At 37.5% G+C, this 13,074-nt stretch carries 11 protein-coding genes; 1 reads left to right on the top strand and 10 read right to left on the bottom strand.

Annotated features, from left to right (window positions below):
* Positions 1-138: 138 nt before the first annotated feature.
* The 6 genes from narK to moaA all read right to left on the bottom strand — a co-directional run bounded on the left by narK (position 139) and on the right by moaA (position 5,509).
* Entirely contained in the window at positions 139-1,308 is a 1,170-nt protein-coding gene (narK, locus tag AC22L0_RS06720) for a nitrate transporter NarK (protein ID WP_487272177.1), read from the bottom strand.
* An 80-nt stretch (positions 1,309-1,388) separates the two neighbouring features.
* Complete coding sequence (gene moaD / locus AC22L0_RS06715) at positions 1,389-1,622, bottom strand: molybdopterin converting factor subunit 1 (RefSeq protein ID WP_000573682.1); 234 nt, start codon at positions 1,620-1,622, stop codon at positions 1,389-1,391.
* On the bottom strand, positions 1,619-2,089 hold the full coding sequence (locus AC22L0_RS06710; protein WP_487272176.1) for a molybdenum cofactor biosynthesis protein MoaE: 471 nt from the start codon (positions 2,087-2,089) through the stop codon (positions 1,619-1,621). The genes moaD and AC22L0_RS06710 overlap by 4 nt, the downstream gene beginning before the upstream one ends.
* Positions 2,090-2,132: 43 nt before the next feature.
* Complete coding sequence (locus AC22L0_RS06705) at positions 2,133-3,422, bottom strand: molybdopterin molybdotransferase MoeA (protein ID WP_087967926.1); 1,290 nt, start codon at positions 3,420-3,422, stop codon at positions 2,133-2,135.
* Positions 3,423-3,464: 42 nt separating this feature from the next.
* Positions 3,465-4,478 carry a molybdopterin-synthase adenylyltransferase MoeB gene (locus AC22L0_RS06700; RefSeq protein ID WP_087967928.1) on the bottom strand — a complete coding sequence of 338 codons (1,014 nt, stop codon included), beginning with the start codon at positions 4,476-4,478 and terminating at the stop codon, positions 3,465-3,467.
* Positions 4,479-4,495: 17 nt separating this feature from the next.
* Entirely contained in the window at positions 4,496-5,509 is a 1,014-nt protein-coding gene (gene moaA / locus AC22L0_RS06695; protein WP_087967930.1) for a GTP 3',8-cyclase MoaA, read from the bottom strand.
* 277 nt (positions 5,510-5,786) lie between these two features.
* On the opposite strand from moaA, the gene AC22L0_RS06690 reads away from it, so the two are divergent.
* Entirely contained in the window at positions 5,787-6,479 is a 693-nt protein-coding gene (locus AC22L0_RS06690; RefSeq protein ID WP_000013866.1) for a Crp/Fnr family transcriptional regulator, read from the top strand.
* Between the two features lie 136 nt (positions 6,480-6,615).
* Here AC22L0_RS06690 and narI read toward each other — a convergent pair whose 3' ends face one another.
* Genes narI through AC22L0_RS06670 form a run of 4 tightly spaced genes read right to left on the bottom strand, consistent with a single transcriptional unit; the run spans position 6,616 to position 13,021 of the window.
* The gene (gene narI / locus AC22L0_RS06685) at positions 6,616-7,305 is read right to left on the bottom strand and encodes a respiratory nitrate reductase subunit gamma (protein WP_087967933.1); all 690 of its coding nucleotides are present in this window, start codon (positions 7,303-7,305) and stop codon (positions 6,616-6,618) included.
* A gap of 17 nt (positions 7,306-7,322) precedes the next feature.
* Positions 7,323-7,853 carry a nitrate reductase molybdenum cofactor assembly chaperone gene (gene narJ, locus AC22L0_RS06680; RefSeq protein WP_087967935.1) on the bottom strand — a complete coding sequence of 177 codons (531 nt, stop codon included), beginning with the start codon at positions 7,851-7,853 and terminating at the stop codon, positions 7,323-7,325.
* A 19-nt stretch (positions 7,854-7,872) separates the two neighbouring features.
* Positions 7,873-9,348, bottom strand: coding sequence for a nitrate reductase subunit beta (gene narH / locus AC22L0_RS06675; protein ID WP_087967936.1), 1,476 nt, complete (start codon positions 9,346-9,348; stop codon positions 7,873-7,875).
* Positions 9,338-13,021 carry a nitrate reductase subunit alpha gene (locus AC22L0_RS06670; RefSeq protein ID WP_087967938.1) on the bottom strand — a complete coding sequence of 1,228 codons (3,684 nt, stop codon included), beginning with the start codon at positions 13,019-13,021 and terminating at the stop codon, positions 9,338-9,340. Before AC22L0_RS06670 ends, narH begins: the two co-directional genes overlap by 11 nt.
* Positions 13,022-13,074 lie beyond the last annotated feature (53 nt).

Here is a 13,074-nt window from a genome sequence, read left to right as displayed (position 1 = left end):
GAATAACTTTTGACATCTTCATTTTAAAAGCACATTCTTATAGAAAATAAGCGTTTATTGAGAGATCAATAAAAACATGTTGAAGCCTATTACTAAAAGAACCATCCCAAAATACTTTGGGATGGTTCTTTTTCCTTATTAATGATTCTTTAACATCACTAACAGCTTTTCTTGACTATACATCCACACTGTAATGATTAAACAAGCAAGTGCGACTTCTGATAATGCCATAAATCCAATTGCATAATGGCCTGTTAGTTGGAATAGTAATGTTAAAATTAGGGGCGGGAAGAACCCTCCTAGTCCACCTAAAGCTGAAACGAGTCCATTTACAATACCTGCTTGTTCTGAGAAGTACATTGGAACGAGTTTAAAGATTGTACCATTACCAATGCCTGCACAAAATGCGACTAGTAAGCAACCAAATGTATACACGTTCATACTAGGCATGAATGATAAAATAATACCTGAAAGTGTTAAACCGATAAATACGAAGATTAATATTTTAAATGGATTAAACTTATCGCCGAGCCAACCACCAATCGGACGCATAATTGTTGCGAGTACGATGAATCCTGCAGTTCGCATACCAGCATCTACTTTCTCTAATCCGAAGTGAGATACTAAAAAGTTTGGTAAGTATACTGTAAATGCGACAAATGATCCGAATGTTAAAAAGTAAAAGATACATAAAAACCAAAGTTTCTCATTTTTATATACACCTTTCATTTGTTCCATTAATGGTGTATTCACCTTTTTCTCCTTACGATCACCTAATAAAAAGTTCATAAGTGCAAATGCTGCAAGTAAAACTAAATAACATTGTACTGTCGTTCTCCAGCCAACTGAAGTTGCGATAACAGGCGCTAAAAATGAAGTAATTGCTGTTCCGGCGTTACCGACACCGTAAATACCATTTACAAAACCATGACTCTCTTTCGGAAAGTATTTTGGTAAAGAAGTTACTCCTACAGAGAATACAGCACCACCGATTCCTACAAATAATCCACCAATAATTAAATCCATCATAGAATTGGCAACACTAATATAAAAGACAGGAAGTAATAATAGAATAAAACTAATAAAGAATAATTTTCTTGCTCCGAAACGATTTGTCCAATAACCAATTGGAATGCGAAGAACAGAACCTAAAATAACGGGTACTGCTGTGACCATAGAAATTTGCCCCGCAGTTAATGGGATATCCACTTTAATATAAGGCATTAATGATGATAAAATGACCCATACCATAAAACCAATAATTAGATTAGAAGTTTGTAAACTTAATTGAAAATTAGGACTTTTCATCCTGTTCCCTCCTATGTATGCATAGTTATATTCATTCTCTCCAGCCTAATCACGTCGTAACATGATTAGGTCGAAAAGAATCAACCACCACTTACTGGCGGAATCATCGCCACAGTATCACCAGTTTGAATGATGTCATTCTCATTTGCATACTCTTCATTTATAGCCACCATGATTTCATTTGAAATCGCTACGTTGTATTTCTTAATGAGTACCTTCTTTAGTTCAGCAACTGTAATATTTTCACAATCGATTTGTAATGCTGGCTTACTTACTTCTTCTTGTAAATGTGCAAATAATAGTACTTCAATCATATTCTCATCTCCTCTTCAGGCTCACCATTCTCATATGCTACATTCTCTAACTGATCACCAACCCATGATTCACCATCTTCCCAAAATTCTTTCTTCCAAATTGGAACGATTTGTTTTATACGCTCCATAATATATTCGTTCGCCTCATAGGCTGCTTTCCGATGTGGTGTAGAAACAGCGACGACAACAGCAAGATCAGAAATTTGTAATGTACCAATGCGATGTGTAATGGCGACAAATGTCCCAGACCACCTCTCTCCTACTTCAGTACCAATTCTCTCAAGTTGTTTTTCTGCCATTGTTTTATATGCTACATACTCTAAATGTAGCGTACGACGCCCTTTCGTAAATTCTCTAACAGTACCAACGAAAGTAGTAACTGCGCCACACTCACGACGAATTACTTTGTTTGTAACTTCCTCAATTGAAATAGGTGTATCAATTACTTCATAATACGTATGTGTCATTTTGCACCTCTTATCTTTGTATAAGTTAGCAATCTATTTTCTATTATTTATATGATCGAAGCGGTTCATCCCACGGCCACTCACTTCCGACGTTTGATTCTAATAACAGTACCGAAACGATTATTCCGGCTTCAAATCCTCTCGTTCCCCCCGGCAAAACGATAAATGCATTCGCTTCTGCAAGTGAAGAAATTGCGCTAGATTTATCTAAACCAACTGGTGTAACTTGTAATTGACCATCTACAAATTCCACTCTCCCTCTTACAAAACGAGTAAACGGATTTGCTTTCGAAAAGTCTTTTTGTAAAATTGCTTCTGCACGATAAATGTGTGGATCTTTCCTATGCAAATATGTTCCAATGACTGGTCGAACATATAACTCACATCCGACATAACAAGCAGAAGGATTACCAGATAAACCAAATAGTAGTTTTCCTTCTACCTCAGCTACAGTTGTCACACTTCCTGGTCGCATCGCTATTTTGTTAAAAAGTACATTAGCTTGTAACCTCTTATGAATAGCAGGTAAATAGTCATAATCTCCTACCGAAACGCCACCAGTTGTAATTAAAATATCGACTTCTTTCATCGCTTTTTTTACAGTGTTATAACACGTCTCTAAATCGTCAGCGAATTGCCCATAATACTGTACAACTCCGCCGGCTCGTTCAATTTGAGCAGCAATCATATAAGAGTTACTATTTCGAATCTTCCCTAGCTTTAATTGTTCATGTACTTCAAGCAGTTCGCTTCCTGTTGTTACAATTCCAATAACCGGCTGTTTTATAACATGTACGGAACTATAACCAAACGTAGCAAGAAGCGCTGCTACTCCAGGATTAATAACAGTCCCTTTTTTCACAAGGATGCTATTTTGGTTTACATCTTCTCCTTTAAAAGAAATGTTATCGCCAGAAGAGAAAGAGCGTTTTAATACCATATAAATCTTTTCGTTTTCTTCAAATCCTTCCGTTAGCTCTAACATAACAACCGCATTACACCCTTCCGGAATTGCGGCACCTGTCATAATACGGACAGCTTGAAATTCTTTCACTTCTTCTGTAAAAACAAAGCCTGCTCCAATTTCGCCAATTACTTCAAATTGAATGGGGTTACTACTACTCGCTTCTTTTGTATCTTCCGCTCGAATCGCAAACCCGTCGTACGGAGAGCGATCAAAATGCGGAACATCATGATCTGCAATAACATCTTCTCCAAGTGTTCTACCGTAGCTTTCTATAAGAGAAACCTTTTCCATTTCACCTTGGTAAGCATATTCCATTACACGTGCAACTGCTTCTGCCACTGGAATTGGTATACGTTTTTCTAACATTCTTTTTCACCTCGTTTTAATAAGGGGCAACTCTCTTTCTGTTCATCCTATATATTTTGCGTATAATCGTTTTGCTATTTTCACATCATTTGTTCCATGAATAAATGCCCTACCGTCTGTAAATAAAACGAAACGATATTCATCAATTAGAAATGATAGTAAGTAAGGCGTTTTTTGGACAAGTACACTTTTTTGTAATCGTTTTTGAATTTCGGTTAAATTAAGATTTCTCTTTATTCCTGAACGGATTTGAACTGTATTCCGTCCGCATAACACTTCCGTTTTCATTTGCGCTTCAAATATTAAGCTTGGATACGTTCGTGATTTCCCACAAGAAGGACATGTACTTTTCTTCTGTCTATTTACTTTTAATGAGAGATATTGATTGTTCCAAATATCAAATGACAACATCGTCCCTCTTAATGATTCATAATCACCCACCAATATTTTCATCGCCTCTGTAACTTGGTGAGCAACGACCATTTGTACAGCTGGCTGAATGATTCCGGCTGTATCGCATGTTGCACCGCCCATAGGATGATCCATTAGACAGCGAAAACATGGTGTTTTCCCAGGAAGAATTGTATACGTTACACCGTAACTCCCAATGCATCCGCCATATATCCAAGGTATATTTTCTTTTTGTGAAATGTCATTTATAAGTAGACGCGTATCGAAATTGTCAGTCGCATCTAATATGAGATCCACATCTTTTGTTAACTCTTCTATTTCTCGCATTGTGACATCTGTTACAACTGGTACAATTTCCACTTCAGAATTAATCTTTCTTACATGTTCTGCTGCTGCAATTGCTTTTGGTTTACACTGCTGCGCATCTTCTTCTGTATATAACTGCTGCCGCTGTAAATTACTCCATTCGACGTAGTCACGATCAGCAATTGTCAATTTCCCAATTCCCATCCTAGCAAGTGCTTCTGCATTCGCAGCTCCTAGCGCACCCGCACCGATTAGGAGCACATGCTTTTCTCTTATTTTTCTTTGTCCCATTTCACCAATTCCAGAAAACAACACTTGTCTTGAATAACGCTCTTGCATAAGAAATCCTTCTTTCACTATCCACCAATGTAAGACATTTCAACTTTTGGACGTTTACTTGTATTCTCAACCGTTCTTTCATCTGAATATCGATCTGTTCTATATCTCCATGTATCATTTAAAATTTTTAATAGTGATGCATCAGAAATATTTTCTCGAAGAAGCGTTCGCAAATCCGTTCCTTTCGCTCCAAATAGGCACGTGAAAAACTTGCCGTCTGCCGAAATACGAGCTCTCGTACAAGAAGAACAAAATGACTCAGAAACAGAAGTAATAAATCCAACTTCTGCATTACTCCCTACATATCGATACAATTTCGCAACCTCTCCAAAATAACGAGGCTGAGCGGGCTCAATTGGATATACACGATTAATTTTCTCTATTAATTGTTCCTTCGTAATGACTTCTTCAAAATTCCATCCGTTTGTACTGCCTACATCCATAAACTCAATGAAACGGAGCTGAATTTCTTGTTCTTTAAAATAACGAGCCATATGAAGAATTTGACTATCATTCATCCCTTTTTTTACGACCATATTTACCTTTACTTCTAATCCAGCAGCATTTGCTGCTTCTATTCCTTTCAGTACAGGTTTTGTACTTACATTTCTTCCGTTAATTTTTTTGAAGACATGGTCCTCTATCGCATCTAAACTAATATTTACACGTTTTAATCCCGCGTCTTTTAGCGCCTTAGCTTGTTTTGCTAAATGAATTCCGTTTGTTGTGAGTCCAATATCTTTTAAGCCTTCTAGATTTGTAAGTCTTGCAATTAACTTCGGTAAGTCTTTACGCAATAAAGGTTCACCGCCAGTAAGCCTAATTTTATTAACTCCCATACTTATAAATAATCTCGCTAACCTTTCTATTTCATTAAATGTTAATAAACACTCTTCCTGTAAAAAAGCATAATCAGGTCCGAACACTTCAGCAGGCATACAATATGTGCACCTAAAATTACAACGATCAATAACTGAAATACGTAAATCTTGAAGTGGCCGCTTTAAAGAATCTTTCATGTTCTCGTGCATCTATATCCCTTCTTTTCTGCTGCAATCCTTAGTAAGCTTTCATTTTTTTATTTGCCTTCATTATAAAAAAGAAGCTACATATTCAATGTGACTTTTCTCACATCACTTTCCCCATTCAAAAAATTTTCACAAATCCGTTCGCATTTTGTTCACATCTTTAGCCACTCCTCCTTACGGTCATTGAAATTTCAATTTATTTTTAAATAGCTCTTGCATTTTCATCATACTTACACTCAAAATAGGAAATGTATTGCTTATAAGAAGAAAGGTGATCACTGTGGCAAACAGTATGACATTATCTCAAGATTTAAAAGAATTACTTGCATCTGTTGAATATAAAATGCAGATAAAAAAAGGTAGTTTTATTTTTCAAGAAGGTATGGAGGCAACAGAACTCTATATCATTCACTCAGGAAAAGTACAAATTAGTAAACTTAGTGCTGACGGACAAGAATTAACACTTCGAATTTGTTCGGAATATGACATTATTGGAGAATTAACATTGTTCACGGATAATGCAAAATATTTATTAAACTCAAAATGTCTTGAAGATGTTGAAGTAGGTGTAATAAAACGTGAAGCGTTAGAAAAAGCATTACTCCAAAAACCCGCTCTTGTATTTGAATTTATGAAATGGATTAGTGAACATTTAAGAAGAATGCAAACGAAGTTCCGAGATTTAGTATTACACGGCAAAAAAGGTGCCCTGTACTCTACTCTTATACGAATGACAAATAGTTACGGTGTATTAAAAGAAAATGGTATTCTCATCGATTTACCATTAACGAATCAAGAACTCGCTAATTTCTGTGCAACTTCACGTGAAAGTGTAAATCGAATGTTAAATGAATTAAAAAAGCAAGGTACAATTTCAATTCATAAAGGAAAGATTACAATCCACGATTTACAATTTTTAAAATGTGAAATTGCTTGTGAAGATTGCTCTGCTTCTGTTTGTAGCATTGATTAGCATCTTATTTAGATGCTAATCTTTTTTCAATTTAAACTACTTATTAACGTTTATTCCCTATGTAAACAAAAACGAGGCCTTCCATATTAGACCTCGTTTCGTTTTAACCATTAGCTCCTATCCGTTTACAGCAGTATTATTTTTTCAACTCATTAGGAATACGTCTTCTGTAAATCACATAACTACGGCTTACATATTTAATTGGGGCACTAAATACATGTACAAGTCTTGTAAATGGCCACACCGCGAAAAGCCCCATCCCTGCGAGAATGTGAATTTTAAACCATACTGGTACTTCCATCATATATTCAACTTTCGGTTGGAAAATAAAGAGACTTCGGAACCAAGGGCCAATCGTTGTACGATAATCAAATCCTTTTGAATCGATATTTAAAAATGTTGAAGAAAGTCCTGCTAGCATTACGATAAGTAATAAAATAAGCGCAATATAATCTCCCTTTGTACTCGTTGCAATGATACGCTTTACTGTTACACGGCGGTACGTTAATATAATTAAACCGATAATAGAAGCAACACCTGCCGGAAGCCCAAAACTAATTGCTACTACATGATACATATGCTCAGAAATACCTATTGAACGATATACAGCTTCTGGAATTAAAATCCCCATAACATGGCCGCCAATTACGAACATGATCCCAAAGTGGAATAATAGACTTCCGAGTCGGAGCATCTTCTTTTCTAATAGTTCACTAGATTTTGATGTCCATCCAAATTGATCATAGTTGTATCTAAAAATATGTCCACCGATAAAGATTGCAAAAATGATATAGGGAAACAATACCCAAAGAAATTGATCCATCATTTTGACAACGCTCCTTTCTAATTTGTCTGTACACCCCATGTTTCGATAGCGAGTAGCACAGACGCAAGAATTGGTTCATACATACTACCCGCTTCTTTTAATTGAACGTGTAATGCTTGTATATTTTCCGTGTATTTACTCATAATTGGTTCACTGTCTTGCTCATTTGCATTTGCAAAAAACTCAAGTAAAAGTGGTAAATAGTCAGGTAGTTCTTTATCTGTTACGCTAAAACCTGATTTTTTATAATGTTGTTTTAACTCTAGTAATTCAATACCTCTTTCTCGTTGTTCACCATTGTTCATATAAGTAAGATACATATTTGTTTTCTTACCAAAATCGAATGTATATACGTAACTATCAATGAGTTGATCATTCGTTTTATCTAGCACTTGCTTTATAAAGGCTGTAAGTGACGCTTTAACGTCTTCCTGTTCTATTGTTTCAACCTCTTCTTGCAATTCAGTTACAGCTTCTCTCCACCCTAGTTCAGGATAGGAGAGAAGAAAAGAAGAACAAGAAAAAGCTGTTTGTAAACTTTGTCTCATAATTTTCTGCCCCCTTTATTTAAGAAATTGTCATACAAGAGCCTGGACCACCTGTGAATGATAAACCACAGCTTCCTTGTTCGCTATATAAATCTGCCACTTGTTCACGGTGAGATGTCGGGATAACGAAGCGATCTTTATATTTCGCGATGGCAAGAAGACGATACATATCTTCTACATCCTGTTTCGTTAAACCAAGTTCTTTTAATACAGCTTCATTTGGCTCTTTATTAATTTGCAGTGCTCTCATATGTGTTCGCATAACAGCCATTTTTTTCAATGTAAGACGAATGTGTGATTCATCCCCTGCAGTGAGTAAATTCGCTAAATATTGAATTGGAATACGCATATTATCAATTGCAGGGAAAACCTCTTCTGCTTGCCAGTTACTACCTTTCCCTTCCACCATGTTCATAATTGGGCTAAGCGGAGGGATATACCAAACCATCGGCATTGTACGATACTCCGGGTGAAGAGGCAGAGCAATTTTCCAATCGATAATCATTTTATAGATAGGTGACTGTTGTGCTGCTTTAATCCATTCTTCAGGAATGCCTTGTTTTTTCGCTTCAGCTGCTATTTCTGGATCATTTGGATCTAGGAAAACAGTAAGCTGAGATTCATATAAATCTTTTTCGTCTTCAACAGAAGCTGCTTCTTTTACTTTGTCAGCGTCATATAGCATTACTCCAATATATCTGATACGTCCTACACATGTTTCTGAACAAATTGTTGGCATACCAGCTTCAATACGTGGGAAGCACATTGTACATTTTTCAGCTTTATTCGTTTGCCAGTTAAAATACACTTTTTTATATGGACAAGATGATAAGCAGAATCTCCATGCGCGACATGCATTTTGATCTACAAGAACAATTCCATCTTCTTCACGCTTATACATCGCACCAGATGGACAAGATGATACGCAAGATGGATTCATACAATGTTCACATATGCGTGGTAAATACATCATAAAGACGTTTTCAAAATCTGTTTTAATTTCTTCTTCCATTTTCTTTACGTTTGGATCTTGCAATCCAGTTATATGTCCGCCTGCTAAGTCATCTTCCCAGTTTGGACCCCATTCAATTTTGTCGATAAATTCGCCTGTAATTGCTGATTTCGGACGAGCAACTGGCTGATGCTTACGCTGCGGACTATTTGTTAACGTTTCATAATCATAGTTCCAAGGTTCAAAGTAATCATCAATCGTTGGTTGATCTGGATTGTAGAAAATATTCATAAGACGTTTCATTTTCGAACCGGATTTTAGCTGAATTTCACCATTTTTCAATTCCCAGCCGCCTTTATATTTCTCCTGATCTTCCCATTGTTTCGGATAACCAATACCTGGTTTCGTTTCTACGTTATTGAAATACATATATTCAGCACCTGGACGATTTGTCCAGGTGTTTTTGCATGTTACGCTACAAGTATGACAGCCGATGCATTTATCTAGGTTCATTACCATTCCGACTTGTGCTTTAATCTTCAAGCCAATCTACCTCCTTCAGTTTGCGAATTACAACGTTTAAGTCGCGCTGGTTCCCAGTTGGACCATAATAGTTAAATCCATAACTTAATTGACCATATCCACCAATCATATGTGTCGGTTTTACGTGAATTCGAGTTGGACTATTATGCGTTCCCCCGCGATTACTTGTTAATTTCGTACCAGGTACGTTAATGTGACGATCTTGCGCATGATGCATAAATGCCATTCCTCTCGGTATACGGTGCGTTACAACAGCACGCGCTACAACAACACCGTTACGATTAAAGCACTCAATCCAATCATTATCTGCAACACCCGCTTCAGCAGCGTCCTCTTTATTCATCCAAACAGTTGGACCACCTCTAAATAGCGTTAACATCGGTAATGAATCGAAGTACATACTATGAATCGACCACTTATTATGCGGTGTTAAATAGTTTAATGTAATTTCTTTCCCTTCTACTTCAGGTCGTGATTTACGGAACGGTTTATGTTGCAGAATTGGTTTAAATGTTGCCATCGTTTCACCAAATTCTTTCATCATGTCATGGTCTAAGTAGAAAGATTGTCGACCAGTTATCGTTCTCCAAGGAATGAGACGTTCCACATTTGTTGTAAACGGTGAGTAACGTCGTCCACCTTTTTCTGAACCTGTAAAGGCCGGAGAAGTAATTACTGTTTTCGGTTGTGCTGTAATTTGTTCGAATGTAAAGCATTCTTCTTCACGTTCTTCCGCTAAATCACGTAGTTTTAAATCTGTTTGTTTTTCAAGTGCTTCCCATGCTTTTACTGCCATATGACCGTTTGTTGTAGAAGATAGTGTTAATACCGCTTCAGCAGCATTGATTGCTTCTTTGATGTCTGGACAACCTTTCGCGATAGAATCCGTTCGAACGACTCCTAATTTGCTCTTTAATTGCTCATACTCTTTTTCTGCTGACCAAGAGATCCCTTTCGTACCAATCGGTTGTTTTCCGGCATTTGGTCCAAGCGCAGTCATTTTGTCATAAATCGTTTTATAATCCCTTTCAACAACGTGAATTTGTGGCATCGTCTTACCCGGGATTGGTTCACATTCACCTTTACTCCAATCTTTAATCTTGCCAAGTGGTTGCGCTAATTCTTGCGGTGTATCATGAAGAAGTGGTGTTGCAACAACTTCTTTCATTGGTTCAAGATCAATTTTCTTCGCTAAATCTGACACAGCTTTAGAAAGTGAAGTGAAAATATCCCAGTCAGAGCGCGCTTCCCACGGTGAACCGATTGCCGGATTAAATGGATGTACAAATGGATGCATATCTGTACTGCTTAAATCGTGTTTTTCGTACCAAGTTGAAGCAGGTAAGACGATATCAGAATACAGTGCTGTTCCAGCCATACGGAAATCTAAATTAATGAGTAAATCAAGCTTTCCTTCTGGCGCTTCTTCATGCCACTTTATTTCTTCTGGTCGTAATGAATCACTGTCGTCATTCATTAACCCGTTTGTTGTACCTAATAAATGTTTTAAGAAATATTCATGTCCTTTACCAGAACTCGAAATTAAATTCGCACGCCATACGAATAAGTTGCGCGGGAAGTTGTTTTTGTTATCTGGATCTTCAATCGCAAATTTCAGTTCTTTTTCTTTTAATTTTTGTGCAACATATTTTCCGATTTCTTCTTGCGTTGTTGCACCAGCAGCAACAGCCTCTTTATATAATTCAATTCCATTTTTCTCGAATGTTGGATAAGAAGGTAACCAGCCAAGTCGTGCGGCTAATACATTGTAATCACCGTGATGTTGATAACGAGAGTTACCTTCAACTGGTGACGCTAAATGTCCAACAGGTGTATCTTCATAACGCCATTGATCTGTTACGAAATAGAAGAAGGATGTACCGTTTTGTAATTTCGGTGGACCTTGCCAATCTTTTGCCATCGCGATTGTTTGCCATCCTTCTGCTGGTCTTAATTTTTCTTGACCAACATAATGAGCCCAACCACCCCCGTTTACACCTTGTGCTCCAACGAGAAGAACAAGATTTAAAACGGCGCGATAAATCGTATCAGAGTTAAACCAATGGTTAATACCTGCTCCGACAATTATCATTGAGCGACCATTCGTATCAACAGCATTTTGTGCGAACTCACGAGCGATTTGAATAATAAGCTCACGTTTTACTCCTGTCATTTTCTCTTGCCATGCAGGTGTAAACGGTATATCATCATTGAAGTCTTTCGGTTCTTGTCCGCCAAGCCCTCGGTTCACACCGTAATTTGCTAACGTTAAGTCGTATACAGTTGTAACGAACATTTCGCCCTCTTCTGTCATAACCTTTTTCACTGGAATCGTACGTTCTAATACTTTGTTTCCATCATCAGAGAAGTACGGAATTTGTACAGTTCCAATCGCTTCTTCCATTCCAAGTAAAGAAAGACGTGGATCAATCTTTTCACCTGTTTCTTCATCTTCTAAACGCAAGTTCCATTTCTTTTCATTATCCCAACGTGACCCCATTGTGCCGTGAGGTGTTGCAAAATCATTCGTATTCTCGTTCCAAAGAACAGGTTTCCATTCCCCTAACTTCGTTTCTCGTCCAATATCAGAAGCATTTAAGAACCGATCAGCAACGAATTGATCTCCTTTTTGTTTCAATGTGACAAAGAAAGGAAAATCAGTATATTGCTTCGCATACTTTGTGAAATATTCCACTTGATTATCTACGTAAAATTCTTGTAAGATTACGTGCCCCATTGCCATCGCAAGTGCACCGTCTGTACCTTGTTTCACACTAATCCAATCATCCGCAAACTTTGTTGATTCAGCGAAATCAGGACTGACAGAAACAACTTTCGTTCCTTTATATCGAACCTCTGCTAAAAAGTGTGCATCTGGTGTTCTCGTCATTGGTACATTTGAACCCCATGTCATAATGTAACCAGAGTTATACCAGTCACTACTTTCTGGTACATCTGTTTGATCACCCCAAATTTGAGGAGAAGCTGGTGGTAAATCCGCATACCAATCATAGAAGCTAAGCATCGGTCCACCCATAAGTTGCATAAAGCGACTACCAGCAGCATGACTTAGCATCGACATAGCTGGAATTGGTGAAAAGCCAACATTTCGGTCTGGACCGTATTTCATTACTGTGTACAGTAATGAAGCTGAAACGAGTTGTAACACTTCATCCCAATTCGCACGAATGAATCCCCCTTTACCACGCGCCTGCTTATACGTACGTGCCTTTTCACGGTTTTCCACAATGCTTTTCCAAGCCTCTAATGGTGACTCGTTATTTTGCAATTCTTCTTGCCACATATTCCAAAGAACACCACGTACATACGGGTATTTCACACGAAGTGGACTATAAATGTACCAAGAAAAACTTGCTCCACGTGGGCATCCTCGCGGTTCAAAATCTGGCATATCAGGACCTGTAGTCGGATAGTTAAGCTCCTGCCCTTCCCAAGTTACAATTCCATCTTTCACATATATATTCCAGCTACATGAACCAGTACAGTTCACGCCGTGTGTAGAACGAATTACTTTATCATGCTGCCAACGCTTTCTGTACACATTTTCCCATTCGCGATCTTCATATGTTTCTTGTGTATGATTATCGTTATAACGATCTATTGGCGAAAAATATTTTAAACGTCTCATTAGTGCTGAAGTTTTTTTCTTCATACTGTTCACTCCTTTAATACGTCTCTCTTACATACCCTTACTATAAGAGAGGT

This window comes from Bacillus sp. LQ01, from assembly GCF_057624735.1.
This window is presented reverse-complemented; position numbering and strand designations above follow the sequence as displayed.